This window comes from Chroococcidiopsis sp. SAG 2025 (genome assembly GCF_032860985.1).
Lineage (GTDB): Bacteria > Cyanobacteriota > Cyanobacteriia > Cyanobacteriales > Chroococcidiopsidaceae > Chroococcidiopsis.
In genome coordinates, this window is the sequence record NZ_JAOCNC010000005.1 from 237,233 (window position 1) to 264,232 (window position 27,000).

31 protein-coding genes and 3 pseudogenes are annotated in these 27,000 nt (G+C 47.0%); 7 read left to right on the top strand and 27 right to left on the bottom strand.

The genetic code is table 11. The annotated features are described in order from the left end of the window. Positions 1–6 precede the first annotated feature (6 nt). The 4 genes from N4J56_RS38610 to N4J56_RS38625 form a co-directional block, all read right to left on the bottom strand. A complete protein-coding gene (locus tag N4J56_RS38610) occupies positions 7–192 on the bottom strand; it encodes a hypothetical protein (protein WP_317112245.1) in 186 nt (61 codons plus the stop codon). 23 nt (positions 193–215) lie between these two features. After that, positions 216–968 carry a hypothetical protein gene (locus tag N4J56_RS38615; protein ID WP_317112246.1) on the bottom strand — a complete coding sequence of 251 codons (753 nt, stop codon included), beginning with the start codon at positions 966–968 and terminating at the stop codon, positions 216–218. A gap of 7 nt (positions 969–975) precedes the next feature. Then, the gene (locus N4J56_RS38620) at positions 976–1,494 is read right to left on the bottom strand and encodes a hypothetical protein (protein ID WP_317112247.1); all 519 of its coding nucleotides are present in this window, start codon (positions 1,492–1,494) and stop codon (positions 976–978) included. 102 nt (positions 1,495–1,596) lie between these two features. Then, positions 1,597–2,160 carry a Uma2 family endonuclease gene (locus tag N4J56_RS38625; RefSeq protein WP_317112248.1) on the bottom strand — a complete coding sequence of 188 codons (564 nt, stop codon included), beginning with the start codon at positions 2,158–2,160 and terminating at the stop codon, positions 1,597–1,599. A 433-nt stretch (positions 2,161–2,593) separates the two neighbouring features. Here N4J56_RS38625 and N4J56_RS38630 point away from each other — a divergent pair. The 4 genes and pseudogenes from N4J56_RS38630 (at position 2,594) to N4J56_RS38645 (ending at position 5,548) form a co-directional block, all read left to right on the top strand. Then, a pseudogene (locus N4J56_RS38630) lies at positions 2,594–3,356 on the top strand (Uma2 family endonuclease). Between the two features lie 100 nt (positions 3,357–3,456). Then, positions 3,457–3,816, top strand: a complete 360-nt coding sequence (locus N4J56_RS38635; RefSeq protein WP_317112251.1) for an antitoxin Xre/MbcA/ParS toxin-binding domain-containing protein — start codon at positions 3,457–3,459, stop codon at positions 3,814–3,816. Between the two features lie 38 nt (positions 3,817–3,854). Then, positions 3,855–4,337, top strand: a complete 483-nt coding sequence (locus N4J56_RS38640) for an RES family NAD+ phosphorylase (protein WP_317112253.1) — start codon at positions 3,855–3,857, stop codon at positions 4,335–4,337. Positions 4,338–4,501: 164 nt separating this feature from the next. Beyond that, positions 4,502–5,548, top strand: a complete 1,047-nt coding sequence (locus N4J56_RS38645; RefSeq protein WP_317112254.1) for a tyrosine-type recombinase/integrase — start codon at positions 4,502–4,504, stop codon at positions 5,546–5,548. A gap of 86 nt (positions 5,549–5,634) precedes the next feature. On the opposite strand, the gene N4J56_RS38650 is transcribed toward N4J56_RS38645, so the two are convergent. Both N4J56_RS38650 and N4J56_RS38655 read right to left on the bottom strand, forming a co-directional pair. Continuing rightward, on the bottom strand, positions 5,635–6,069 hold the full coding sequence (locus N4J56_RS38650) for a hypothetical protein (protein WP_317112256.1): 435 nt from the start codon (positions 6,067–6,069) through the stop codon (positions 5,635–5,637). Between the two features lie 461 nt (positions 6,070–6,530). Further along, positions 6,531–6,758: a hypothetical protein gene (locus N4J56_RS38655; RefSeq protein ID WP_317112258.1), complete on the bottom strand. Its 228-nt coding sequence runs from the start codon at positions 6,756–6,758 to the stop codon at positions 6,531–6,533. 133 nt (positions 6,759–6,891) lie between these two features. Here N4J56_RS38655 and N4J56_RS41735 point away from each other — a divergent pair. Beyond that, positions 6,892–7,663 (top strand): annotated as a pseudogene (locus tag N4J56_RS41735) (IS1 family transposase). A 22-nt stretch (positions 7,664–7,685) separates the two neighbouring features. On the opposite strand, the pseudogene N4J56_RS38665 reads toward N4J56_RS41735, so the two are convergent. The 6 genes and pseudogenes from N4J56_RS38665 to N4J56_RS38690 all read right to left on the bottom strand — a co-directional run. Then, positions 7,686–8,084: pseudogene (locus N4J56_RS38665) on the bottom strand (FMN-dependent NADH-azoreductase); the annotation flags it as partial. Further along, positions 7,967–8,251, bottom strand: a complete 285-nt coding sequence (locus N4J56_RS38670) for a hypothetical protein (protein ID WP_317112261.1) — start codon at positions 8,249–8,251, stop codon at positions 7,967–7,969. The gene N4J56_RS38670 and the pseudogene N4J56_RS38665, both read right to left, overlap by 118 nt. After that, complete coding sequence (locus N4J56_RS38675; RefSeq protein ID WP_317112263.1) at positions 8,220–8,546, bottom strand: alpha/beta hydrolase; 327 nt, start codon at positions 8,544–8,546, stop codon at positions 8,220–8,222. Before N4J56_RS38675 ends, N4J56_RS38670 begins: the two co-directional genes overlap by 32 nt. Beyond that, positions 8,485–9,237: an SDR family oxidoreductase gene (locus N4J56_RS38680; RefSeq protein WP_317112264.1), complete on the bottom strand. Its 753-nt coding sequence runs from the start codon at positions 9,235–9,237 to the stop codon at positions 8,485–8,487. Before N4J56_RS38680 ends, N4J56_RS38675 begins: the two co-directional genes overlap by 62 nt. 28 nt (positions 9,238–9,265) lie before the next feature. Beyond that, the gene (locus N4J56_RS38685) at positions 9,266–10,144 is read right to left on the bottom strand and encodes an alpha/beta hydrolase (protein WP_317112265.1); all 879 of its coding nucleotides are present in this window, start codon (positions 10,142–10,144) and stop codon (positions 9,266–9,268) included. A gap of 146 nt (positions 10,145–10,290) precedes the next feature. Beyond that, positions 10,291–10,689: a RidA family protein gene (locus tag N4J56_RS38690; RefSeq protein ID WP_317112266.1), complete on the bottom strand. Its 399-nt coding sequence runs from the start codon at positions 10,687–10,689 to the stop codon at positions 10,291–10,293. A gap of 188 nt (positions 10,690–10,877) precedes the next feature. Here N4J56_RS38690 and N4J56_RS38695 point away from each other — a divergent pair, with 188 nt between their 5' ends. Both N4J56_RS38695 and N4J56_RS38700 read left to right on the top strand, forming a co-directional pair. Next, a complete protein-coding gene (locus N4J56_RS38695; RefSeq protein WP_317112267.1) occupies positions 10,878–11,258 on the top strand; it encodes a winged helix-turn-helix domain-containing protein in 381 nt (126 codons plus the stop codon). A 29-nt stretch (positions 11,259–11,287) separates the two neighbouring features. Continuing rightward, a complete protein-coding gene (locus tag N4J56_RS38700) occupies positions 11,288–11,794 on the top strand; it encodes an IS630 family transposase (RefSeq protein WP_410500813.1) in 507 nt (168 codons plus the stop codon). Between the two features lie 25 nt (positions 11,795–11,819). Here the strand turns inward: N4J56_RS38700 and N4J56_RS38705 are convergent, their stop codons facing one another. From N4J56_RS38705 to N4J56_RS38775, 15 genes are all read right to left on the bottom strand, one after another. Beyond that, positions 11,820–13,193 (bottom strand): FAD-binding oxidoreductase, encoded by a 1,374-nt coding sequence (locus N4J56_RS38705; RefSeq protein WP_317112270.1) that lies wholly within the window; start codon positions 13,191–13,193, stop codon positions 11,820–11,822. A gap of 82 nt (positions 13,194–13,275) precedes the next feature. Beyond that, the gene (locus N4J56_RS38710; RefSeq protein ID WP_317112272.1) at positions 13,276–13,776 is read right to left on the bottom strand and encodes a hypothetical protein; all 501 of its coding nucleotides are present in this window, start codon (positions 13,774–13,776) and stop codon (positions 13,276–13,278) included. 18 nt (positions 13,777–13,794) lie between these two features. Beyond that, positions 13,795–14,538 (bottom strand): condensation domain-containing protein, encoded by a 744-nt coding sequence (locus N4J56_RS38715; RefSeq protein ID WP_317112273.1) that lies wholly within the window; start codon positions 14,536–14,538, stop codon positions 13,795–13,797. A gap of 55 nt (positions 14,539–14,593) precedes the next feature. Then, positions 14,594–15,316 (bottom strand): alpha/beta hydrolase, encoded by a 723-nt coding sequence (locus N4J56_RS38720; RefSeq protein ID WP_317112275.1) that lies wholly within the window; start codon positions 15,314–15,316, stop codon positions 14,594–14,596. Between the two features lie 130 nt (positions 15,317–15,446). Then, positions 15,447–15,755 (bottom strand): hypothetical protein, encoded by a 309-nt coding sequence (locus N4J56_RS38725; RefSeq protein ID WP_317112277.1) that lies wholly within the window; start codon positions 15,753–15,755, stop codon positions 15,447–15,449. Between the two features lie 39 nt (positions 15,756–15,794). Next, positions 15,795–16,628, bottom strand: coding sequence for an SDR family NAD(P)-dependent oxidoreductase (locus N4J56_RS38730; RefSeq protein ID WP_039710074.1), 834 nt, complete (start codon positions 16,626–16,628; stop codon positions 15,795–15,797). Positions 16,629–16,699: 71 nt separating this feature from the next. Continuing rightward, positions 16,700–16,819 carry an AraC family transcriptional regulator gene (locus tag N4J56_RS38735; protein WP_317112454.1) on the bottom strand — a complete coding sequence of 40 codons (120 nt, stop codon included), beginning with the start codon at positions 16,817–16,819 and terminating at the stop codon, positions 16,700–16,702. Positions 16,820–16,955: 136 nt separating this feature from the next. After that, on the bottom strand, positions 16,956–18,122 hold the full coding sequence (locus tag N4J56_RS38740; protein WP_317112278.1) for an FAD-dependent oxidoreductase: 1,167 nt from the start codon (positions 18,120–18,122) through the stop codon (positions 16,956–16,958). Between the two features lie 1,006 nt (positions 18,123–19,128). Beyond that, positions 19,129–19,935 carry an NAD(P)H-dependent oxidoreductase gene (locus tag N4J56_RS38745; RefSeq protein WP_317112279.1) on the bottom strand — a complete coding sequence of 269 codons (807 nt, stop codon included), beginning with the start codon at positions 19,933–19,935 and terminating at the stop codon, positions 19,129–19,131. A 354-nt stretch (positions 19,936–20,289) separates the two neighbouring features. Further along, positions 20,290–20,889, bottom strand: a complete 600-nt coding sequence (locus tag N4J56_RS38750) for an ester cyclase (protein WP_317112280.1) — start codon at positions 20,887–20,889, stop codon at positions 20,290–20,292. Positions 20,890–20,978: 89 nt separating this feature from the next. Further along, positions 20,979–21,329 (bottom strand): AraC family transcriptional regulator, encoded by a 351-nt coding sequence (locus tag N4J56_RS38755; protein WP_317112281.1) that lies wholly within the window; start codon positions 21,327–21,329, stop codon positions 20,979–20,981. Positions 21,330–21,474: 145 nt separating this feature from the next. After that, on the bottom strand, positions 21,475–22,032 hold the full coding sequence (locus N4J56_RS38760; protein ID WP_317112282.1) for a DsbA family protein: 558 nt from the start codon (positions 22,030–22,032) through the stop codon (positions 21,475–21,477). A 210-nt stretch (positions 22,033–22,242) separates the two neighbouring features. Beyond that, entirely contained in the window at positions 22,243–22,641 is a 399-nt protein-coding gene (locus N4J56_RS38765) for a RidA family protein (protein WP_317112283.1), read from the bottom strand. 252 nt (positions 22,642–22,893) lie between these two features. After that, positions 22,894–23,523 (bottom strand): response regulator transcription factor, encoded by a 630-nt coding sequence (locus tag N4J56_RS38770; protein ID WP_317112284.1) that lies wholly within the window; start codon positions 23,521–23,523, stop codon positions 22,894–22,896. Positions 23,524–23,531: 8 nt separating this feature from the next. Further along, complete coding sequence (locus N4J56_RS38775; RefSeq protein ID WP_410500846.1) at positions 23,532–26,996, bottom strand: PAS domain S-box protein; 3,465 nt, start codon at positions 26,994–26,996, stop codon at positions 23,532–23,534. Between the last annotated feature and the right edge of the window lie 4 nt (positions 26,997–27,000).

Below are 27,000 nucleotides of genomic sequence, written 5' to 3' on the forward strand. Positions count from 1 at the left end.
AAAGTTTTAAAGTCCCACTAACGGGAATTTTAGCTCGATCGCACAAGCGCGAGGACGACTTGGTTCGAGGCTGTCCTGGCTAGAAGTAAATTTCCGATTGAGCGCTGCTGGGAAACCATTCCGAATCTCCCATTCATCCCGTTGATTTTGAGTAAGAAGTAGCCCTGACCAAACTTTGCCTGTATTCGGCATACTCAATCCTTAAACATTTATGTTTAGTCTGATTGTGAGACAACGATCGCACGTAAAGAAACCCAGATCCCAGTTGGGCTGTAGAAATCTTCCCGTTGTTCTAACTCAAAATCTCCCGACAAAACAGCTAGCCAAGTTTTGACTAATAGCATTTTTCGATCTGACTCTAGAGTGGTTGAAGAATGTATTTGTTCTACCAGCTCGACCAATGGTAAGCACCTGGCTGACGTACTCGTAAAACAATCGGCGATCGCACGCTTCCACATCGAAAAATCTTCAGTATGGGCAAGCGCAATTACAAGCTCTTTTTGCTCTGCATCAGATAGAGTTGAAGTACTCTCCTGTTCTAGTTGTTCGACCATTGCCAATACTGCTGACTTATCTACTTGTCCGACAAGAGAGTTATTGGTAGCGATCGCAGTTGGAGGCTGTCGATTTTGGGGATACTGTACTGCTTGGGGTGGCTCAATTAAATCGGACAGATCTAAATGTAGCGACTGCACGAATAGATCGGTGCATCCTTCGGTGTCCATAACTGGTTCGGTCGGATTGTACTGGCTTTCCCATTCCCAAATTAGTGACTCTGCCCGTGCCGCGTAAACTACTGCGATTCGTGATAATCCCTCAGCTCCAATTGCTAACTGCTGCGCCAGATCGCAACGCTCCATCGCCCGATCTAAAAATAGCAACAGCGATCGCACGTCCGCCGACTCAGGGGACTCGCTCGCCACATCCAATGCCTGCCACAAATCCAATTCGAGTTGTACGATTTCCACTACGTTTTTAGCTATTGGGATGCATTGGACAAGGGCGAATCGGGCAGTTGGTTGGATGCAGTTCTACCGTAGAACGGAATCGCTCGATTTTGACTCTGCTATGACTAGAAAATCCCTCTAATATTCTCATCAATAACATTCTTACTTGTGCTTCTGCCAGTCCCAAACAATGTACGGGTTCGATTTTTGCCACTCGATGGTTGCCCATCCACAGTTCGGCTCCAATTGCGTGTAGGGGCGAGTCTTTTGTTTCTCGGTAGAAGTGAGCAATTGCTGCGGGAGCTGCGGGAGCGGGAATTTCCAGAATTGCTGTCTGCGTTGGCTGCGAAAGTTCTGGCGCGATCGATTGGCGGCGGTGTTGTTTGCGATTGTAGTTTCGCACCCCACGGTGGCGATAGTAGGAGCGGCGATTGTGGCAGCGCTCGTCATCCCAACAGCGATCTCCTTCCATTCCGTGTTTGAGCTTGGCTTCGGTGACGCTAAGTTTCGAGCAAAGTCTGCATTTTTCTTGACTGGGGCGGGACATGACTACTTTCTCAATGGAGCAAGTGGTTACGGCGGTGTCTCCAAGTAGAGAGATGCTGAGATTCCTTCACGCCTGGAGGCTGTGCTGCAATTAAGTTTTGTATCAGCTCGGGAAAAACTGCCCGATTTCAATTTTCTTTTCTGGAAAAGCCAAGGCTGTAACCTGATCGCCTGGATGAACGAAAAACTGCTGCAAATATTCGGAATTCTGCGGCTGGCGGAAAATTCGAATACATCCAGCATTCACATCTGCCACCCAGTAATCGCTCACCCTACTACGTGCATAGGCAGCAAGTTTTTGATTAATGTCAAACGACAGCGTTGCGTCTGACACTTCGACTAGCAAAAACAGATCCTCGACAGTAGGGTGACGATCGTAGTAGTTGCGAGGCTGCATTCGTACTAGGGCAATATCCGGTTCTGGTTCGGTGCGATCGCTTAAAACAATTGGCTTTTGGCTCCTCACTGCTGCCACCCCTTCAAACAACACTCTGAAATATTTCTCAATGTTGTCGCTAATTGCTGCGTGCGGTGGTTTTTGTGCTGCCATTAAAATTATTTGCCCTTCGATGAGCTCGGTGCGTTCTTCAGGTTTGAGTATGCCGCATTCTGCCATCTGGCGATATTCATTAACGGTAAAAAGTCTTGTTGTTTGTATGGCATTCATAGTGGTACAGTTGCGATTCGCAGTTGCGATCGCGCTAAAAATTTTCCGCTCTCAAAGCACTACCGCTTGCAGTAGCGGTACTAGCACAACCGCGAATTTTGTTAGAGAGTGTCGAATGCATGTCCGACCATAAATATTCCTCAAGGTAAAGGTTCATCGTAGGACCGAGCGAAGGCATAAGCGCAAAGCCGATGACAATCTTCTGCATTGTACAACTTTAAACACTCACTTTATAGAACACTTGCACTACTTTAAATTTAGTCGTAGTATAGCCGGATAAAAGATAAGAGACTCTTATTTTATATAACGGGGGTGGTATACTGGTGAAACTGAAACCATAAGTTGACCAAATAGCTCGAGCTGTGATTTCAGTAGAAAAGCGTTAGCGCAGCTTAACAAAGTTATCGCGTTCCTCATGGCGCAAGAGAAAGCTATGTCGGCTGAAACCACGAAATCACAAGAAATATCTCCTAACCAGGTAATGGGGTGGTCAGCGCCAGAACCCCCTAGCGATCTCGTTTTTGACGATGGAGAGCCTTTGGAGACTAATCGCCACCGAATTGCAATGAACGTATTAATCGATTCGGCGCTATCGGCGTTGGCTGGGCGATCGGACTTTTTTGCTGGCGGCAATATGTTTGTCTACTACAGCCGCAATCAAGCAATGAATCGCGACTTTCGCGGTCCAGATTTTTTTGTCGCTTTGGGTGTGGATGGCAACCGCGAGCGCCAGGGCTGGGTTGTGTGGGAAGAAGACGGTCGCTATCCCGATGTCATCGTTGAATTACTTTCAGCGAGTACGGCAAATGTGGATCGCGGAGTGAAAAAAGATTTGTACGAACGGGTGTTCCGCACTCCAGATTACTTCGTTTTCGATCCTTTTGCTGCCGACTCCTTGCAGGGATGGCACTTGGAGTTAGGGCGCGGCTATCAGCCCCTGATCCCGAACGATCGCGGTTGGTTATGGTGCGAAACTTTAGAATTGTGGCTGGGGACTTGGAATGGTAGTATCCGTCGAGAGCCACCGACTGGAGCTTGCGATTGGCTGCGCTTCGCTCGATCGCGCCTTCAATTTAGTCTTGCTGCCAGAGGAAATAGCCGCGCTCCAACAGCAACAAGCCGCTTCAGAGCGCCAGCGAGCAGAGCGACTAGCACAAAGGTTACGGGAATTAGGTGAAGATCCCGATCTAGTCTAGATATTTCCGCTTTTTACTTGACTGATGCTTGCACGCACAATTACAGTTAGCTTAAATGTGCGTATAATGTAAATGTATCGCACACTTTATGCATAAAACGATGCTATCTCCATTTTTAGCCGAGGTGATGGAGCCACACAAGGGCGTAATCTCTCCTCACCTTCTCGCGCAGATGTTACATATTTCTTTAGCGCGACTATCCGAACTGACGCAACTTCATCGCAATACTTTGACTCGTCATCCAGAATCCCCAGAAGTACAGCAGCGCTTGGGAGAAATTGCGCGGCTCGTCACTGTTGCCGCAGAACTAGTGGGCGATCGCACTCGTGCCATTGTCTGGTTTCGTCATCAACCGTTAAGTGGGTTTGACAATAAAACTGCTGAAGAACTAGTAGCAGCAGGACATGCAGATGCAGTGCTAGAGCATTTGGCAATGCTGAGTGATGGAGTTTACGCTTGAATGTACCGACAATTGAGCTAAAACGTCGCTGCTGGAGAATGCTAGCGCCCAAATGGGCTTATCAACCATTAAGTGGTGTAGGAGCAGCTCGTCATGGCGGACGTTTCAACGAACCTGGTATGGAGGCACTGTACATCTCCGAGGATTACATCACGGCAATCTCGGAGTACGAGCAAGAATTAGGTATTCGTCCAGGGACTCTGTGCGCCTACGATGTCGATGTCAAAGGAATTGTCGATTTAACAGATCCCCAGGTGCAGACGATCTGCTCTGTTAGCTTAGATACCCTCAAATGTCCCTGGAAAGAGATTTGGCTAATTTCAAAACAGCGCCCGCCAACCTGGGATTTAGCATCGCGACTGATTGCTGAAGATTATGCGGGAATTAGAGTTCCCTCTGTACGTGATCTGAATGGTGTCAATATCGTTCTATGGCGCTGGAACGATCGCGAAAACCGACGCATTCGCGCACTCGATCCCCGAAATGATTTGCCAACCGACCAAAGCTCGTGGAATGCTTAAAGAGGAATATGACGCTCTATGAGGCGTACTTGCGAAACTAATGCTTGTTTGCTGGACGATAAACTACCGTTGTTTAACGATCGATATAGCGAGTCTGGTTATGCAGCCTTGGTGCTACTCAGATCGTGAGGCTACCATTTTTAGTTTTTGAAAGATTTGTACGTATGGATAATCGCGAGCGTCTACCACCCATCAAAGTGATTTCCCTTAATTCCGATCGCTTGGATGCTGCGCCCCCATCTCAACCCAGACGGGGTAGACCTGCCAAGATTGGGACGGCACTAACCGATCTCCGTGTGACTAAAGTTAGAGAGTTTATCAACAGTAACAACTTAGCACCTAACTCGCGCAAGGTTTACGAACGAGAACTGAGGCGCTTTATCGCCTGGACCGATCTGCTGTGGTCAGAGATCAAACCGCGCCATATCGCCCAGTACAAAGCTTATTTAGTGGAGTCAGTGCAATCTCAATCGGGCAGATCGCTCTCCAAAAGCAGTATCAACAGCGCGATCGCCACGCTCAAAAGCTTCTTTGGCTGGCTGGTGCTAGCCTATCCTGACATCCTTGCTGTCAATCCGACTGCTAGTGTGAAGCTAGAGAAGATCCCTCTACCCCCTGCCCAAAGTTTGACAGCCGAGGAAGTAGAGCGAATTTGGGCGGCAACCGAGTATCTGGGCGAGACGCAGCAGCGGGATTTAGCTTTGCTCCACATCTTGAGTCACGGCTTGCGGGCGGGAGAAATTGTCAGCCTCAACGTCGGTGCGTTTGACGGCAGGCTGATCTTTGTCGCAGATACCAAGACAAACGAACCGCGATTAGTGCCGCTGCGAAAACAGAGCCGCAATGCACTCAAAGAGTATTTGTCTTGGCGCGAGTCACAAGGGGAAGAGATCACGAGCGATCGCCCCTTGATTCTGTCCCATCACGCCACCCGTAAAGGGGAAAGATTGAGCTATCATGGCATCTACTTTGCTATCGAAAAGATCGGTGAATTAGCAGAAATTCCCCAGCTACACCCACACTCGTTCCGCCACACCTACAGCACCGAATTGTTGCTGATGGGTGTCGATCCCACCCACGCGAGAAAATTGACCGGACATCAGAGTGAGAAAGCTTTTCGGCGCTATACCCTGCGCGGCGAACAAGAAGCGGCGATCGCTGCTTACTATCGTGCAGTTGGGGAAGACATGGAGAAACAAGATTTAGAATGAGAATGCTCTCATTTTATTAAAGGTTCTACCTCACCACTACTTCCATATCACTATCAAAAATTTAAGTATCTAGTTTGCGATTTCACTTAAATTGAAGTGGAATCAATCAGTAGACTATCATTAAAAATATTTGGTCGTGCTAAAACTACGCTACCTGAAGCGTCGATAAAACTGAACCTATTATTTCCAAGGACTAAAGCAAGTAACGTAACTGATGTTAAAAAATCACGAACAATGCCGCTTTTATAACCACTACTTACTAGTTCTTGATAGCTCGATCTATCACTATTATTACCTAGAAATGTGTTGGTAAAAGCATCATTGTTACTCAAATTAATTGAATCTGAATCAACACTGGTAAAACCATCTGAGTTCCTCCCTAGCAGGTCATTATCGACCGTGACAGACTTAAGTATAAAAGCCTGAGCGTCTATGGATTGAATGTCCGAGCTAGCTTCAAAAAAAACTGATACCACTCCAGCAGTTTTTTCTAACTTTTTCAGTTGATTTAAAACGTTCATAAAATTATAAAATTAACTTTCTTTGAACTATTTTCTATAATTCTATATAAATCAAAATTTGACAATTCAGTATTGTTCTGGTGTCGACTGGAAAAGTTCTGGGATTTTGTCTCCTGGTATTGTCAACTTAATTTAGCTCAAAAGTTAAAACATAGTATTTTTGGCTTACTACTGAGTTATTTCCTGATTTAGATACACTAACCCTAGTAATTCTCTTCCATTCATTTATTTTTAACTTCATCATCTCCCTAGTTGTGTGAAAGTAGAGTAGAACAGGATGGTTCTCAGTCTGCTCATTTAAGAGTGGTATTTGCCATCGTGATTCCTCACTCACATTTGATACACTTTGATACACGTTGTTAATTGTATCCTCATTCATTTCTCAAAACTACGAGTGATTCAACTACTCAAGGGCTGAAAAAGTCAATCAGTCACTCATGGTTTCTTGGAAATTTGATGTATCACTTCCTTTTGTTGCTGGCAGCTTCAGATATATCACGAGAGTTTCTTCTAATCGCTTTTATGGTGTAGAAGAAGGCTATGATGGTTTCATCGTTGACGCTACCATACATAGCCTTTATAGCTGCTGCAACAAGCTGCTCGGGAGATTTTCCTGTTTCTTTTGCAGCACTAGCTAGCAACTCCAAGTCTTCCGGTTCTAGCTCCAAGACTAAAGTTTCTTTGTGCATCGATTATTAAAAGTTTGATTTTGTATTGGTCGAGCATGAGAAGCAGTCGGCTATAAAGTATAGTTATTTGGGTAATGTTCTAGATCGGTTGGTAGAGTATAATGAGTAAAAAGCTTGGTTAAGGTTAAGTCTTATGACTGTTTTGGTAGCAATTGAATGTCCTCATTGCCACAGCACAGAAGTCACGAAATACGGCCGCTCACCAGTAGGTAAACAACGTTATTGCTGCCAAAACACAGATTGTCCCTACCGCACTTTTGTTCTAACCCAGACTTACTCAGGAAGGAATCGAGAAGTCAAGCAGCAAATTGTCGAGATGACGCTAAATGGGAGTGGAGTCAGAGATATAGCCAGAGTATTGCGTATCAGTCCTACAACAGTAATCCAGGAATTAAAAAAAACTCATTCGCCTCGAGCAAGTGAATCAGAAACTATTACAGCGGCAAAAACCTGAGAGCGTGGAAGTAGAGATTATCCGAGTTGAAGAGTCTCAAGAAGCTGGCATCGAAGAGTCTGAGCTAGACGAAATGTGGAGCTACGTAGGCAAAAAGAGCAACCCCAGATGGCTATGGCATGCCATCGATCGCAGAAGTGGAAAAGTTTTAGCTTATGTGTTTGGTTGCCGAAAAGATGAAGTATTTCTCCAACTGAAGAAACTACTGGAGCCATTTGGAATCAAGCAATACTGTACAGATGGTTGGGGGGCATACGAGCGACATTTACCAGCAGAGTCTCACGAGATAGGTAAACGGAAGACTCAAAGAATTGAACGAAAGCACCTGAGATTAAGAACAAGAATAAAGCGATTGGTTCGCAAGACAATTTGCTTTTCTAAGACAGAGGAAATGCACGACATAGTTATAGGTTTATTCATCAACCGCTATGAGTTTCGTTTACTAGTTTGAGGTAAAACCAACCGATTTAGAACATTACCGCTTTTTTACCGTTCGCAAGTCCTTTGACTTGACCATTCTCCTCCATGAATGTGCGACCCACACGAACCACTTGATCGATGTAGGCTTTGAAATTGGACGGAATGCTGAAGTTATACATTGGCACACTGAAAACACATCGATCGGCTGCCAAAAACTCATCCACTAACTCATCAGAAAACTTCAGCAGTTCAGCCATTTCTGGCGTAAGGGCTTCTGGAGGAGTAAAACAAGCCGCGATCCAGTCTTCGGTGACGTGAGGAACTGGCGTTTGGTTTAAATCACGATAGGCGATCGCATCATCAGGATGTAAGTCTTGCCAAGCATCGATAAACTCCTTTGCCAACTTGCGAGATTTGGAGCGATCGCCCCGTGGACTTGAATCAAGATGCAAAATGCTTGCCATAGTGCCTCAATCAGAAATTTCAATTTAATCCCAAGCAGGTTGACAACAACGTGAACGATGACGGCGATCAGATCGATCCACTGCGGCGGAATACCTCCGCAGCGATCAGACCGACCACCAAGGCTACGGGGAAGGCGGTGTTGATACCGTGACAAGCTGAAAAAAGTCTAATAACACGGGATTGACCCGATCGGCATGAGTCCAATTGATGGCGTGCGGTCCGCCAGGAATGATGACGAGTTGACTGTTTTTAATCAGCTTCGAGAGTCTTGCTGCGGTGGACTCCAGCGGCAAAATGCGATCGGCATCGCCATGAACGATCAGGGTTGGAACATCAATGCGGGGCAGATCATCGCGGAAATCGGTGAGCCAGGACGGTACACAATCCTTAGATTTGTGCCATGCCACCATCGACGAATAGCTCGATGCCGTTGACAAAGCTGCTGTCATCGGAAGCGAGAAAGACAACCGCTTTGGCGATCTCGTCGGGCGTGCCGACTCTTCCCAGCGGGATATTGATGGCTTGGTTATCTATGAATGTCTGTAACTCCTCATCACTCAATCCAAAGCGATCGTAACCAGGAGTCGGAACCGTGCCAGGACTAATCGCATTCACCCGGATTTTGCGTTTTTTAAGGTCGAGTGTCCAGTCGCGGGCAAACGATCGCACGGCAGCTTTAGTCGCGCCATACACGCTGAAGGCTGGCATACCAACGATAGAAGCAGTTGAGCCAGTCAGGATGATGGAAGCACCCTCTGGTATCAGCGGCAGTGCCTTCTGTACAGTGAACAGTAGACCCTTGACATTGGTGTTGAATGTTTTGTCAAAGTGTTCTTCGGCGATCGATCCGAGCGGGATGGGTTCTCCAATGCCAGCATTAGCAAAGACCACATCCAAGTGACCTTGCTTTTGCTCAATCGTGGCGTAAAGCCGATCGAGGTCTGTCAAATTTGAGACATCGCTCTGAATGCCCATAACGTTCTTACCAATCTCGTTTACAGCAGCATCAAGTTCAGTCTGACGACGACCCGTGATAAAGACATAGGCACCTTCAGCAACAAATCGCTTGGCAGTAGCAAGACCGATGCCGCTAGAGCCGCCAGTGACAAGCGCAACTTTTCCTGAGAGTTTTTGTGACATGGTGTTTTCCTGGTTGAGTTTACGTGAGTTAGATTTTCACAGTGGTGAAGCCGATCGCGCTGTCGAGGAACGTGCGAATCAAAGTTGCCACCTCCTCCGCATGTGTCTCCAGCGCGAAATGTCCGGCATCGAGCAGATGAATCTTTGCATCCGGGAGATCTCGCTGATAAGCGGCGGCACCAGCGGGCAGAAACGCCGGATCATGACGACCCCAAACGGCGAGAAGTGGCGGACGGTGTTCGCGAAAGTAGGACTGGAAGGCGGGATAGAGCGCGACATTGCTGCGGTAGTCGAGGATTAGATCGAGCTGGATCTCCTCTGCGCCCGGTCGCCCCATGTAGGCGATGTCGAGTTCGTAGCCGTCGGGCGACAAAAGGTTTGGATCGGCTCCGGTCCCATACTGCCAGTTCCGGATTGTGTCCGGCGCGAGCGAGGGTCGGCAGGCTTCCCGATTCGCTGCGCTCGGTTCGCGCCAATAGGACTCCCACGGGTCCCATTCGTCACTGAAACCCTCGATGTAGGCGTTGCCGTTCTGCGAGACGATCGCAGATATCCGTTCAGGATGGTGCATCGCCAAACGCAGTCCTATCGGCGCACCATAGTCAAAGATGTAGAGCACGTATTGATCGAGCGACAAAGCAGCGGTGAAGCCTTCGATCACGTCGGCAAGGCGGTCGAACGTGTAGTCGAACGTCTCGCGCGGCGGTGCCTTGGTCTGTCCGAAACCAGGCAGATCCGGCGCGACGAGCCGAAAGCGATCGGCAAGGAGAGGGATCAGGTCGCGGAACATGTGGCTAGCGGTTGGAAAGCCGTGCAACAGCAGGATTACTGGCGCATCGCTTGACCCAGCCTCGCGGTAGAACACTTCGACATCGCCAACCTGTCGAAACCCGTAGCGTACTTTCATATCTTTTCCTTTGATTGCGCCTGTAAAAGGTTTGATCGTCTTCGGACTGAGCTTCGACGCTTAGATTTGGAATCCGCCGGACACATCATCCGAATCGTATTTCCGTTTGAGGTCATTCTTAAACATGCTTTTCGGAAATCGGTGCGTCACTTCAGTGCTGCTGTTGCCTCAACCTCAACCAATGTTTCTTTTGAGGCAAGTGAGGCAACGCCGATGACCGTCAGTGCTGAACGCGACTCTCCCAGATATTTCACCAATTCTGACGCAATATCCTCAAGGAACTCTCCAAGTTCACCCCGAACATAGATGCGAAGGTTGAGCAGATTCTCTACAGAGCTTCCCGCTGCATCTAGAACAATGGTTAAATTTGTCAGCGCCTTCGAGAGTTGCCCCTCAACGGTATGGGATGAAACTTGGTAGTTCATGTCCCAGTCAACCTGACCAGAAATATAAACGGTGCCTGTCGCGGTATCGACAACAGCGTGGGATAGTCCGTGTGGTTTGCCATCATAGCGTTGTGGCGGATTGATCGGTTGCTTTCTCATTGTTATTCATTGTTACTAACCAGAGCAGGGATTGGTTAACATAAAAGAGTAGCTAAGTCTGGAGTGTGCCATGAAACTCAAAGACGCTCGCCATATGTCAGCCTCTGCCCAAGAAGCACTGCGGTATCGAGTCGTAAATGCAATTGAAAATGGCATGAGTAAATCAGAGGCATAGGAGTGTGTTTAAGGTGTCGCGAACCGCAATACACAATTGGACAAAAGCTACAGCCACCGAAGGCTCAAAGGCGTTGAAAGCCAAAAAGCGTGGACCCCATTCCAGCTCGCGGCTGCTGCCCCATCAAGCAGCAACAGCGGTACGGCTAATGGAGTTACAGTGTCCAGAGCAATTAAGTTTACCATTTTACCTGTGGACTCGTGAAGCAGTGCAACAATTTTTGGCAGAGTGTTTTGGTTTATTGGTATCAGTGTGGACAGTAGGGCGTTATCTGAAAAAATGGAATTTTACACCGCAAAAACCACTACGTCGAGCCTACGAACAAGATCCACGCTTCTGTGAAGCGATGGTTAGAAACGGAATACCCCCAAATTTGTCGCATGGCTCAATTTGAGAAAGCTGAGATTCACGCTCGGTGATGAAATGGGTGTGCGTTCTGACTACCAAGCGGGTTACTTCTACGGGCGAGTTGGAAAAACGCCAGTCATACCAGCTACTGGACAGCGTTTTAGCTGTAATATGATTTCCACAATCATCAATCGTGGCAAGTTGTGCTTTAAGCTTTTCACACAACGTTTTGACTCTACTGTGATGCTGGATTTTTTGCGTCGCTTGGTGCGTCAGAGTGAGCAGAAGATTTTTCTCATTGTCGATGGTCATCCGGTGCATCGCTCTCGTGCAGTTCATCAATGGCTAGTAAAGCATCAAGATCGCATCCGCCTCTTTTTCTTGCCCGCTTATAGTCCCGAACTCAATCCCGACGAGTTACTCAATCATGATGTCAAAGCTAATGTTGTGGGACGGCAACGTGCCAAACACAAAACTGAGATGATTGACAACATCCGTAGCTATTTACGTAGTACACAACGTCAACCTACCATCGTGCAAAACTTTTTTCGTGAGAAACATGTTGCTTACTCCGCTGCCTAAAACTGTTCACTATTCTATGCTCTGGTTAGTAATTGTTGTGCTGTAATGCGAGATGTCCGATCGTCGATCGAAACACATCATCTGGATCGTATTTCTGCTTAAGATCGAGCAATCGCTCATAGTTCGACCCAAAAGCAAGCCGAACACGCTCCTGTTCTTCCTGATTCAGAAGGCTGATGTATCCGCCTTTCAAGGCATAGGGTGCAAGGGAGCGTGAGATGTTTTGTGCCCATTGGATATGCCGCTGCTCGTCGTCCTGTGGCTCCCAGGCTGCAATTAGCTCAACCATGAGATGATCCTGCCGCAGTGCAAAAGCAGTTTCCGACGCACCGACGCGGCTCGCGGCTCCATGAAAGTGATGCAGCGCGATGAACGAAAAGGGGGAAGAAAATGGCAGTCCCTGTTCGATCAGTGTGTCAATGATTTCAGGCTGAAACCCTTTGATCGACTGTGTTTTAGCATAGTAGTGCCTTCCCTTCGGTGCATTCGCATCCCACTGATGAATATATTCGCGATACGTCATGGATCGCATCCGATCGACTAGCACAGTACCAAAGGTTCGTAGGGGTGCGATTACTTGCTCACCTACTGCACTCTCACCACAGTAGAGCGGTAAGAGAAAGAGAACTGTCGCGCCCTCTGTCATCTGAATGAACCCAGACAGAATCGTCAATTCATCGGGGATAGTCGCCATGAAGTCGTTCAAACGGCGTAACACGGTTCTAGCTTCCTCTAGCGGATAGAGCAGCATCCCAGATAACACGGTCGTGAGTGGATGCAGGCGATACTCCAGCGAGACGACAACGCCAAAGTTGCCTCCCCCACCGCGTAGTCCCCACATGAGATCGGGATGTTCTTCGGCGTTTGCGGTTAGAAGTTGCCCATCGGCAGTGACCACTTGTGCAGACAGTAGATTATCAATACCCAGCCCATAAGCCCCTGTGAGTTCGCTGTATCCTCCTCCCAGGGTAAATCCAGCCATGCCAACGGCGGAGCAGGTTCCTGTCGCTGTCACCAACCCATATTGGGTGGTTGTCTCGATCAGATCGCCGATCGTTGCTCCAGCTTGAACGTGAGCTGTGCGCTGGTCTGGATCGACGGTGACAGTTCTCATCTGAGAAAGATCGATCACCACGCCCTCAGACAACGCTCGTCCAGCAGTATCGTGTCCTCCCGCTCGAACCGAGAGGGGTAGATTGCGCGATCGTGTCCAGCGAACGGTATGAATCACATCTTGGAAAGTGAGACAACGAGCGATCGCAGCGGGTTGTGTCTTCACCTTACCATTCCAGAGTTGGCGCACCTGTTCATAATCAGCAGCTTGAGGAAGAAAAAGCTGTCCTGTGAGCAGTGCGGCAAGTTCGTTGAAAGCAGCACTGTGAGTGTATGTAGTTGTCATGATTTCTCCTTTTCAGGTCATTGTTTGTTGAATGACAGCGAATGGGGTGCGAGATGTCCGATCGTCGATCGAAAGACACGATTTATGCAGCTTCAGAGGCAACTTCCTGTCTTACTGCAAGCTCTAAATGCTTCACTCCTGCCGATAAAAAGGCAGTTGCAGCTCGATCGCTCTGGGCCCAATCCACATCCATCAGGGGTGTAGATGCAATCGTGAGGGCGAGGCGATTGCCCAAGGTCGCAACTCCAACGCTCCGCCCTGCCACACCTGAAATGACAGCAGGTGCATGGAGTGCTTTAATCCGAATATTGCCGTATTGTTGAGCCATATCGATGCGACCGAGATTTGTGACGTTCAGTTGACAGAGATATTGCGATTGCGCTGCTTCAACAAAGGCGGTGGCATCGGTGAGATTTGCCATTGTGGGTTGTCGAAGTTGGCGCTCCTCGACTAATTGCTGGGCAATGTCAATTTGTGAGAGTTGAGATTTGACCGATCGCGCCACGTCCCAAAACGTGGAATCTGCCTGAAGGGAATGAGTCGTCATACCCATGTAAATATAAAGCCCAACTCCATCTGGCATCGGTAAGGATAGCTGCGATCACACATTGAAAGGGTGTAAACATCGCATCATATCGCTGGATTTGGCATCTTGCCGAGTGAGAGCGAGCAAGAAGGCTGCGCTGATTGCACTATGTACGGTTGTGTGTTCAGCTCGACTGCGTTGGATCAGTTGCTGGGTGAATTCGGGAGAGAAGAGAGCGGTGCGAATGTGGGGTCGGGAACGACGAGACAGGGGGGGTGGATAGTCCTTGGGCTTAGCAGTCGCTTCTGGAGACGGTGCAATGCCAGGAAGCGCTGATTCGAGCGATAATGCCGCAGAAAGGTCTGACCAATCAAATATTTTGCCTCCTAACCCTTGGAGAATATCTCGCATCAGATAAACGCCAGATAGCCCATCTGCGATCGCATGATGGCAAATAATCATCAGTTCGGATTCAGCCCCCGATTGCAGCAGCACGACTCGCAGTAAAGGTGCAACCTGCCAATCTAATGAGCGAGCCAGTTCGACTTCGAGTTCTGCTTGCCAGTGCCGATCGTCCGTTCTCGCGACCAGCCGCAGCGGAATCTCGTCGTCGGTTTCGACAAATTTAGGCTGTCCAAGCGCGTCAGTGGCGATGCGAACTCGGAGCAGAGGATGGTGTTGCTGAACTTGCCTAAGCACCGTCGAAAGTTGCTCGGAACTAAACTGCCCCTGAAGTTTCGCAACGGTAGCAAAATCCAATGGATAAAACTGGTTGTAGAGCCAATATAAATGTTCAAATGCGCCTAAATATCGTTCCATGAGCGGCTCCTATTGCTATTCTCGGTTTGTTGGATCGACAGACAGATAAATGTTGCTAGTCACGTCCTGCCACAATAATCTTTTCGGCTAACCCGATCGGGTTAGAAAACATTATCTCGTGACCACCGGGCATTTGTACAAGCCGAAACAGCCCCAAGCGGTTAGACATTCTCGGATGCCAGCCCTCGCCTTGAGGAAGAACATTATCTTCTGTACAGTAGAGATAACTTTTAGGAATGGGCAGCGAGTAAAACTGCTTCAAGTCCAACTTGTCAATCCACGGTTGATACGGTTCAGGAGATAGTTGTGCGTAACTCGATCGAGCCAAATCGAGATCAGCATCATTGATCAGCACTTCTCGCCAAAGCTCAAACGGCAGCATCATCGTACGATCGTCTGATTCTCTAGCTAGAGAGTCAAATAACGTTTGATAGTGCGGCGGAATGCTATCTCTGAGGCTTTCACCATCATTGAGGACAAAGGCATCGAAGAAAATGAGCCGTCGAATGCGATCGCTAATCGCTTCAGCAACTTTCGCAATGATTGTTCCGGCAAAACTATGACCTAAGAGAACAATATCGGTTAAGTCTTTGCCAACAATGTAATCGACGATCGATTGTGTGCATTGAGCATGGTTAACGTTTTTATCTACGCTTTTACCATGTCCGGCGATCGTGGGAGCAAACGCTTGATGCCCTTTCGCTTCTAGCTGTTCGATCACTTCGTTCCAAGCAGAACCATCATGCCATGCGCCGTGAACCGAGACAAACGTTGACATAGAATTGCTCCTTAAAGTGATTCAGCGTTCTAATATTGACCTTCAGCACAAACTCAAACTAACCGAAGACTTCGCCAACTCAGCGCTCGCTCATTGAGTAAAACGCTTCCCGTCTATTAATTCCACGCGATCAATTTGACCAACTTGTACCGGATAAGCAAGTTTTCAGCAACTCAGCAACTTCTTGCGCGATCGCAATCAGGGCATGATTAACTGAGGAGTCGTGAAGAGAATCAGTCTGAGGTGTACCTTCATGCTCAGAATCATTGTCTTGTTCGGAAGCTTCGGGAATGTCTGCGATCGCAGTTTTATTAATCGGGCTAATGGTAGGACGAGTTTTACCATCCGATGCTGATCGCCATTGTCCATTGATGTAGAGTTTAGCTTGTTTAATCGGCGGTTTGGGAAGTGCGATTGTGGAATTGAAAGTTGCGGTCATTGTAATTCCTCTATAAATGGTTGATTCTTGATTTTTACATTAAGCTGTGTACCGAGCGTTACTTCCTGCCGCAATGTCAAGTGCGATGCCGGAGATGTACTTGGCTTTGTTCGACGCGAGGAACAAGATGCCGTCAGCGATGTCCTCTGGGTTCAGTGCCGGAATGGGTAGCGCGTGGATAAGCAAGGTTTGTGCGTCTTGCGCTTGTGGCGAGTCTACGCCAAGTATCTCTTCTCCCGCTTCGGAGCGGTAAAGTGGCGTATTTACTGCTGTCGGACTGATAGCGTTTACGGTAATGTTATATTTACCTAATTCCAAAGCTACACTTTTCACTAATCCGATCACACCCCATTTTGTCGCCACGTAATTCGCTATGCCCGAAAAGCCTTGTCGTCCAAGGCTCGACGCAAGCACAATCATTCTGCCACTTTTTTGCTTTTTCATCTGCGGTAGTGCTGCCCACATTGAGTTAGCCGCACCAGTCAAATTTACATCAACCACATCTGCCCACTGCCCTGGCTTCATTTGCTCAAACGGACTGCCAATTACAATGCCAGCACTAGCGACCAAAATATCTAGCCCACCGAGTTCTCGAACTGTTCTTTCCGCCGCTTGGTTCATCTGGGTCAAGTCGCGCACGTCAGCAACGATTTGGATTGCATTGCGTCCCTCTTTTTCAACTAAACTCGCGGCTTCGGCAAGCTCAGAGCGCTTTGCTAAACGGTAGCCGTCAATGTTTTTCACCCCTTTGGGGTCGGCAATATCGATCAAAGCAATGTCTGCGCCTTCACGCGCCATCGCTACAGCAGTTGCCCGCCCAATTCCTCGTGCAGCACCAGTAATCATCGCAACCTTGCCTTTTAATCTTGCCATTGTGTTCTCCTTATTTGTGTCTTATCTAACTTGAGTGTAATGAGTTGCAATGCTTGATTTCTTTCAGATTCTTAGGGTGAAGGGCGAACTTGCTTGGGTGTCATTCCTGTGACTCGTTTGAACTGTTGCGTCAAATGGCTTTGGCTGGAGAAGCCGACTTGTAGGGCAATGTCTGCGATCGCAATGTAGATCTACTGACCACAATAGTTTTGCTAAGTTGTCGTATCAGTAGGCAAAATTCCAGGTGGCCCCCGAAATCTCGTCGCCGATCTCGGCAGAAATGCGATCGCTCATTGTTAGTTCTCCTTAATCTAATATTAAAGACGCTTAATAAACTTTTCGCTTTTGCGCGATTGGATTATAGCGATAAAGCCATGCTTCAAAGTCATCCTGACTCCTAAAAGATGGTTTCATCATTTCAGTGAATGTGTTTTCACTATCGGGTTGATAAGCTTTATAACCCTGAGTAGCACTGCAATCGTAAATAATTGCTGTACGAGGAATGCGACTGTTTTCATAAGCATTAAGTGCCGCCTCTATATTCGGAGCGACGGCAAGACACTCCGCTAGTTCGTAAGCGTCCTCAAACGCCATATTTGCACCTTGTCCTAGAGAGGGGACGACAGGATGAGCCGCATCTCCCAAGAGCGTCACTCTACCCTTACTCCAACGGTCTAAGGGCGGGCGATCGCAAATAGGGCGCTCTACAATATCTGCTGCAGGTGTGGCTGCGATTATCGCCCCTACAGGCTCTGCCCACTCTGCAAATATCTTCAAAACGTGAGTCTTAGCATCGGTTGCCCGTCGATTGACATAATCGTCTGCCGATAATGCACTTGTACCCCAAAAGGTATAACCATCCCCCAAGTCCATGAGCATGGAATTTTTACCATTAGGTGACGTTATTACAGTTGTTGTGTTGGGAGACAATTGCTCGTGAGAATATCGAACGAGCGCCCGCCAAGACATTCGCCCTGCATAGTTAGGAAACCCATCTCCTATTATTCCCTGCCTAACAACAGAATTAATGCCATCTGCGCCAATCAGCAAGTCTGCTTGGACTGTTTTTCCATCTGGAAAATAGACCTTAACACTGTCGTCTTGCTCCTCAAAGCCTACACAGCGATGCTGAAGATGAATGATTTCCGGCGGTAGTACCGATGCCAGAATTGCTTGCAGCTTTGACCACTGAATCATTAACATGGGCTGTCCATATTTCTGCATTGTATCCATTGGCTTTGACGCGAGCGTCTCTCCAGTACTGCGTTTCAAGATTAGAATATGGATTGGACTGCCTGCTTTTATTAATGTCTGGGCTATCCCCGATTGAACCGCATTGAGGCTATTCAAACCGTTTGGAGTTAAGCTTAGACCCGCACCAATCGGTCGCAAAACTTTGGCTCGCTCGTAAACTTGCACGTTGAATCCCTTCTTGAGTAGCGCATTCGCAGTTGCCAACCCGCCAATTCCACCTCCAATAATTGCAATGTTCATAAAGCTATTTCTCTCAGTATTTATTGTTGAAATTTGCTTTCAATTAATCTTCCAAAACTCACTGGCTAAAAAGCTTGGAGTTTTCGTCAAGTAACCAATGAGCAGTAAGTTTTTTCTGTTTGGGTTTAATATTTGTCGTAATCTGCCTTTGACTGAAATCGATGTCATTTGTTATGGGAATTTTAGTGTCAGTAAGTTTCATCGATAGTTCCCCCTGAAAAATAGTTTTCTTAATACTGTCGCTCATGTTCGGTCATTTTTGCTCAATAGCCGTCATCAAAAGTGCGACGGGCAGCGAGGATAGCATCTTCTACATCTCGATCGTCAGCTTCAGGAATATCTACGATCGCAGTTTCATTAATCCCGGATTTCTCACTACGCTTAGCCCTAAAATAGCTTGTAAAGCCTGTGAAGCAAGGCTTATAGAAAAATCTTCAAAAAAACAGTCTGTCATGCAAGCCAGATTGTCTAGAACGCTCTTTTGTTCAAGGTCTCTAGCTCCTAAAATGGCTTAGGCTGATGAGAAATCTGGGGGGCTTGCTCTTCACCAGAAGAATCTGACAAATCGTCGTAAGAATCTGAAAGCAGTCAAGCATTGGAACTCAATATACTTCAGATAGAACGGTGGTGTTCTAGATTTATTGCTATGAGCCTGAAGGGTTTAGATGTTGAACGTTTCAGGAGTCTTAATCACTAATCTAGAACACTACCCATAAATAGAAACCAAGGCACAAATTACATCTAGGACTATCCATTCAAGTTAGGTGATTTCACAATTACAGTCCTGAGCGACGGCACACTCCCCCAGGATCTACATACGCTGCTGTCGAATACGAACCCAACAGAAACCGATCGCCTGCTTCAGAAAAACTTTCTGACTAATCCTGTCGAGGCATCGATTAATGCTTTCTCGATCGACACTGGAGAGCGACAAGTACTCGTGGACACAGGAGCCGGAACAAAGGTTTGAAGGAATTGGGCTAAATCGAGAGTTGCGCGGATATTGCTATTCTGCAAGAAGCGAACTTCCTAGTTGCAAGACTTGAGCATTCCGTAAGCTTACACACTCATCTCGGGCCATCGTTCTCTGCCCCGGTGTACGTGCTTCAATACCTGGTCGAAGCCGCCACGACTCGTTGTAATCCTCTGCTAAATGAAAAAATAGCGGCTCCGTCCTGTCTAGGGCAAGAAGTCTGCCACGATAGTCAACCAAATGGCGCTCACGAATCTCTTGACTCCCTCTGGCAGCAGACCAAGCAATAAATGGAGGTAGAACATCGAAGCCGACAAAGCGGAGAATACCATTCTGAATTGGCCAGAGCACTATGTCTATATCACCATGACGACCGTTGTGGGCAAAGGTATCGAACGGATCGCCAGTAGTGAACGAAAGCATTGCTCGCTTGCCTTTCAATCCGCCAGTGTCGTAAGACATACCTTTGCTGTAGGCAAAGCCCGCCGTGAACACCCGGTCCACCCAGCCCTTGAGAATGGCGGGCACCGAGAACCAATAAATTGGAAATTGGAGGATTAGCAAGTCTGCCCAACGCAGCTTTTCTTGTTCAGCCTTGATATCGTTAGCTAGCGCATCGTTCTCGTAAGCATGTCGCTGCTCAATCCCGTACTTCAAATAGTCGGGCTCTAGCATCTCCTTAAAGTCAGCCCGGTCGGCAATGGCTTTGAAATTCATGGCATACAAATCCGACACTTTTACTTGGTGGCCTACCTCGGTCAAAACCGCAACAGCGATGTCTTTCAGTGCGCCATTAAAGGACTTGGGTTCGTGATGAGCATAGACAATTAGCACATTCATAGTTAACTTCTTTCAATTTCCTTGGAGTACTTAATTTGTTCCTCTTGTTTACAGCGATTAATTTTTTTCTCAATCGCTTCCAAATGGCAACTGAGTTCACACAGTCGCTCCTTAACCTCCTGCCGATGTGTTTCAAGCACCGCCCGTTGTTCCCGCACAGTGCTATCACCCGCATTGCTCACAAGTTTTGCGCTCCCAATCACTGAAAGCTAGATAGAGCTTATGTTTAACTCTATTTTGACTTAGCAGTCAAAATAGACAGTGTGTTGTTTTCAAGAAATTGGCGCTCATACAGCTAGGATGGCACTACTACCAGGTTACTAATCTGTTAGTGAGAAATGCCGGTGTTGTATTTCATGCTGAGTCGCCATCGCTGGCACGATCGATCAGTGCGTTTGAGGGCAAGTTCGGATCGAGTACCTTGCGCGCACTGTCAACCCCTACAACGGGCAGTGTACCCGGATCGAGCAAGCCGAGTTGAACCAATACGCTCGCTTGATCCCAGTAGATGTGTTCGTGAGCTAACTTGCCGTCACGGAACTTGACGATCGCTACTGATGCTACCTCCACCCGTTTTCCGGTGGGAGCAACGCCGGGTAATATCCATTCCATCCAAACGGTATGAGTGAACTTAGCCACCATTTCATCCACGAGTTGATCTGTCCCGATCGTGCGCGAGATTGGGGTCAACTCCATGTCCGGCGGCATCTGTGGAATGAAGTATTTGGAATAAAACTCGCGCAGTGCTGGTTTTCCGACTCCCCCAGTCATTACTGGAATATTATTAACGTAAGCATCCTCAACCATCGTGGCAAGAGCATCTTCAACGTTGTGAGTGCCAAACTCGTGTCGCAGATGCTCTTCCCAGAGTGATTGCAAAAACTCCTGGGCTGGTGTCAGGTTGCTAGTTGCCTTTCCATTTGCTTGTTCGTCTACAGATTGCTGTTTGACCATGATTGGATTCTCCTAGTTCTATTTATTTAAAGTGTATTGAGTTTCAAGGCTCGACTTCTTTCAAATTCTTACAACGATTTATCAAATTCTTATGATGAAGGACGCACCTGTTTTGGTGTCATTCCAGTGAATCGCTTAAACTGTTGATTCAAATGGCTTTGGCTGGAGAAACCTACTTCTAATGCAATGTTGGCGATCGCCAAATCCGTCTTCGATAGCAGCATTTTCGCCTGTTCCACTCGCTTTTGAATCACGTACTGGTGTGGAGAAATCCCTGTTGCGTGTTTGAACAAACTAGCAAAGTAAGTCGGGCTGATATTAATGACTTGGGCAATTTCAACCAGCGATAAATCTCGGTCAAGGTAAGTGTTGATATAGTTGCTTACTTGTTGCCATTGGCTGTGAGTTAAGCTTCCGTTTTTAACTGTAATTGTTGGCATAGTTATTAAAATAATTGATAATTTTGGGTAATAAAATAGGTAGCAGTAACAAACCGATAAAACATAACTTTTGGGTCAAGAATTAGGCACGTTGAAACCGCTCGAACCCTAAGTCAGACATGAATTGAATTGAGGAGCGGGAAACTTAATAACTTGCAGTAACAATAGCTGCCGTCAACTGCGTATTGTTCCAGCGCCCAGTGTACCGAATTTCATTGATAAACAAAGCTGGAGCAACTGTTATTCCACTATGTAATCCACTTTCGATATCTTCATCGATCCGAGCAACATGCACTTGTTTGGACAGCTCTTTTAGGAATTGGGAAATATTAAGTCCTAGATCGTTGGCATACTCCACAAGATAGCCGTTTTCCAACTCTTGTTGATGGGCGAACAAAATGTCATGCATCTGCCAAAACTGACCTTGGGCAGCTGCTGCTTGTGCCGCTTGTGCCGCACGTTGAGCATGAGAATGAATCTGTGTCTGGGGAAAATGACGAAAAATGAAGCATAAATAGTTCTCTCCAAACGAAATACTAAGCTGTCGCCTAATGGCTTTAATCAGTCGATAAAGGTTGGCACATTCAGAACATTGATAGTCTCCATACATCACCAGCACCACGCTGGCACTCAGTACACCTTGTATGCGATCCTCTGTTGAAGCTGGAATGAATAACGAACTACGATCTCGGTCTTGACTCACTCGAATACCTCTAAGGGAAGAGATGGCGATCGCAAGCACTCGCCATACAATCCTCTTTGTGCGATCTATGTCAAGCAAACTTCTCAGTACAGGACAAAAGCTTGCAAAAGGGTAACAAAAAAGGGTTTCATGAGAATTACCACATTCTTTAGCCATGAAATCAGGTTCAACTTATGGCGATTATGGCTACGGATTTCGGCAATCAGTTGGTCATGTAAGTGCTGCTGTTGCCTCAATCTCAACTAAGATTTCTGGATAGCCAAGTGAGGAAACGCCGATTATAGTAAGAGATGGACGCGACTCTCCCAGATATTGCGCGAGAATCGGTGCGATATCCCCGATGAATTCCCCAACCTCACCACGAATGTAGACACGCAGGCTGAACAGAGACTCTACCGAGCTTCCCGATGTCTCTAGGACGGTGGTTAAGTTAGCCAGTGCCGTCTTTAGTTGCCCTTCGACGGTATGTGATGAAACTTGGTGATTTGTCTGCCAGTCAACTTGTCCAGAAATGTAAACGGTAGACAATGCGGTGTCAATAACCGCTTGGGACATTCCGAACTGACTTCCATCATAAATCTGTGGCGGATTGATCAGTTGCTTTCTCATTGTGTCTAATCCCTAAATGAATAATTTTTTGGACGTTCTACGATTTTTCTCCTGTACTTAAAGCAAGCTTAGTTCTTGCAACTAAATTGCTGTTAGTGTTTGCATAAATTCAATATATGAAATTGACTCCAACTTGTCGTCCATATCGAGTTGAAACTTTTACTCAGTAAAGCGATTGATGAATCAGTCCATCGATCGAAGGAAGGTTGACTCCAACTAAAGTTGGAATCTAAATTTCTACTGAAGTCAAGCTTACAAATTAACAATTCCACGTTTTACCGCCACAATGACAGCAGATGTGCGATCGCTCACGCCTAATTTACTTAAAATGCGATTCACGTGAGATTTGACCGTACTTTCACCAATAGTTAAGGCTGCTCCAATGTCTAAGTTGCTCATCCCTTGCGCCATCAAACCAAGTACCTCTAGCTCTCGATCGCTCAGTTCTGGATTGCTTAGGCGCTGCACCAGTTTTGCACCCACTAGGGGCAGAATATACTGCTGACCGCGAGCCACTGTACGAATTGCCTGAAGCAGCTCGTTGGGTTTAGCATCCTTAAGCAGATAACCTTGAGCGCCTGCGTGCAATCCCCGATAGATATCTTCATCACCATCGTAGGTTGTGAGTACGATAATTCGGGCAGATTTAAATTCGGCACAGATAGCACTAATGGCTTCCACCCCTCCGACTTGCGGCATTCGCAAATCCATCAGCGTTACATCCGGTTGGTGTTGGCGAAAAAACTCGATCGCCTGCTGTCCATCTTCTGCTTGAGCAATTACCGTCATTTCTGGATCGCGGTTCACGATCGTTGCCAATCCTTGCCTGACAATGGAATGGTCGTCAGCAATCAAAACTCGAATCGTAGCAGATTGGCTCATGACGATCCTCACTTGCAATTGACAATGACAACAATTTCTGTTCCTTGCCCAGGTTGGCTCTCAATCCGCAATTGCGCTCCGATGCGCTCTGCCCGTTCGCTCATGCCCAACAATCCAAATCTGCCAATCGGTGGCACGCCACCAACTCCAAAACCCCGTCCATCGTCTATGACTCGCAAGCAGCACTGTGCATCGTCATATACCAACTCAATCCAAATAACGCTTGCACGAGCATATTTAATCGCATTGGTCAGTGCTTCTTGTCCGATCCGCAGTAAGTTATTTTCTACCTCGGCGGGTAACCCATAGGCTACACCCTGAATTTGGTAAATCAGAGCAGTATCGGTAGCGGCTCTCATCTGGGCTACCAGGCGAGCGATCGCAGTCGATAAATCGCCATCCTCTAACAACTGGGGACGAAGTGCTGTGACCGATCGCCGCGCCTCAGTCAGTCCGGTGCGTGCTAATTCCTCGATCGTGTCTAAATGCGATTGGGTTACTTCTGGATCGTCTGTTAGCACTTGAGTTGCCGCACCGAATTGGATCAGAATGCCTGTAAACGCCTGGGCGAGTGTATCGTGAATTTCGCGTGCCATGCGGTTGCGTTCTTCTAGAATTGAAGTGGCTTCTGCTTGCTTTTGCAGCGTAATATCTCGCGCCAGCCAAATCACCTGTTCGTGCCGAATCGGAGCAATGCGAGCCGAAAACCAGATCTCTCGTCCAGCGATCCACTGACTGTATTCAACGGTGAGTATCTGTTGGGTTTTCACCGCCTGCTGAATATAACTCAGGAATTCATCGGCTTGTTCCTTGGCATAGAGTTGATGCAGTGTTTTGCCAATATACTCCTCCCTACATAAATCTCCATAGGACGGATTTCCTTGAATTGCACAGATCAATTGCCCCTCAGCATTGAAGATATACATTGGATCGGGAATGGCTGAAAAGAGCGCCCGCAGTTCTGCTTCAGAGGCTTGTAGCGCTATTTCTGCCTGTTTGCGATCGTCGATATCGGTATAAACTCCCAACGCTCGGATGGGTTCACCAAATTCATTCCAGGTAACAATTTTGCCGACAGAAAGAATCCATTTCCACTGACCATCCTGGGTACGCTGGCGAAACTCTGCTTGATAGTTGGGGACTTCTCCAGTAAGACAAGCATGGTAAGCTGCAACCACTGATTCTCTGTCGTCAGGATGCACACTTTCAATCCACTCGTTTTCGGTTGTGTGCAATGTTGCTGGATTGTAGCCAAACATTGAAGCGTATTCTGGGTTGACAACTATTTCTCCAGTTTTGATATTGGTATCGTAGAGTCCTTGATTTGCAGCGGTTAATGCTAAGCGTAGTCGTTCTTCACTCGTTTGCAGAGCGACTTCTGCCTGTTTGCGATCGCTAATATCTGCAATCACCCCTTCGATGTAGTCATCGGCTGCATTCAGATAAGAAGAGAAAAGTCCCCAGAACACTGTACCATCTCGTTTTCGCATCTGGATTTCATAGCTTCGCACTTCCCCGTCCCGCTTCAGCACCTCAATGAATTGTTGGCGATCGTTGGGATTTACATTAAAGCCTGTAGTGTGTTCCAGCCCAATAATCTCTTCTAGCGAATCAAAGCCAAGCAGATCGGCAAAGCGTTGATTGGCATTGAGAATTAATCCATCATAGGTGCGGGTGCGGTAGATGCCGACCTGGGAGTTTTCAAAGATAGTGCGGAACTTGGCTTCACTGCGTTGTAAAGCTTCTTCTGCTTGTTTGAGTTGGGTGATGTCATTGCCAACGGATAGAATTTCCACCACCTGTCCCTGTTCATCCAAAATTGCCTGATTTGACCAGGCAATCCAAACACGTCTGCCGTCTCGACAGAGGTTTTCATTCTCGGTTTGCAAGTAAGCTTGAGGCAAGGGAGCTTCAAGATTGTCAAACAGATCGTCAACAAATTGTTTGAGATTGCGTCCAGAGGTTTCGGTTTCTGGAACGATCGTTTCTAGCAGGGTACGCCCTAGAATCTGGTCTTCCTCATAGCCAAAAAAGCTCAGTCCACAGTCATTTACGTATCGAATTCGTCCTTGTGTATCCGTGCGCAGGATGACTGAATTTGAAGTTTGGATTAGATTACGGTAATTGGCTTCACTTTGTCGTAACGCGGCAGTTCTTTCTGCGACCTGTTGCTCTAAAGTGCGGTTGTAATCGGCTAGTAATTTCTCGGCTTGTTTGCGCTCGGTAATGTCTTGAAAAGCTGCGATCGCATAAACCACATTACCCTGTTCGTCAAATACTGGCGTTCCCCACACCTCAACTGGAATTAATGCGTTGTTTTGATGAATTTCTACATCGTCAATTGTGCTGCATTCGCCATTTAATGCACGAATTCCAGGCAGTTCATCAGTTGGATAAGGTCGATCTGTTCCAGCCAGATAAAGTTGATAAATCTCTGAAATTTGTTCTAATGAGATTGAAGAATCGATCCCTTGACCTAATAGCTGAATTGCTCGTTGATTGAAGTAATCAAGATGACCCGTCGGATCAACTGCTACAATCCCGACTGGAACCGCTTCTAAAAATTGAGCTATCCTACTTTCGCTCTTTCGCAGTTTTGAGTAGAGTTTGGCATTTTCGAGCGCGATCGCTGCCTGGGTTGATAATAGGTTCAAGACCTGCGAGCGCTCGGATGTAAATGCCCCAACTGCTAATTGATTTTCTAAATATAATACGCCAACTAGCTTGGTTTGATTGAGCAGTGGCAAACAGAAAATAGATTTAGTTTTATTTTGTTGGATATATGGATCGTTGATAAAACTACCTTCACAAATCGCATCATTTAAGATAACAGTTTCATGAGTTCGAATTACATAATTAATAATTGATTCAGGCAGGCAATTTATCATCGGAACGGATCGCAGCAATTGTATATTGTAGACATTCTCGCCATCACCATCATTTAGTTGACTGGTCGCTTCAATTAACCATTCTTCTGAGTTTTCCAGAATCAGATGTCCAGTTTGTGCGCCAGCATTTTGAATTAATATCTGCATTAAAGAACGAAGCAACTTCTCTAGTTCGATTTCACGATAAATTGCTTGTGAGGCTTTCATTATTGCTACTAAATCTAAAGCAATATTCGAGCGAGTAGAGCTAGTTTCAGAAGTGGTAGATACTGACGTGGGAGTTACCTTAGACAACTGAGAAAAAAATTGCGGATAGCGATTTTCTAAATCTTTAACTTTAGCTTTTGCACCCCAGCGTTCATAGCAGTAGTGGGCTTCTTTCATGTAGGTCTGGGCAAACTTTTCCCGACCTCGCGCCAGATAATGTTTTGCAGCTAATTCGTATGCTAACGCCTCTTCCTGAATATATTCATTTTCTCTGGCTCCTTGAATCGCTTGTTCATAGAATTTTTCTGCTTCAAGCAACTGACCCAAGACCCGTGCTTTCTCTGCCTCAACTAGATGATATTTGTGCAAATAATTCATGGGG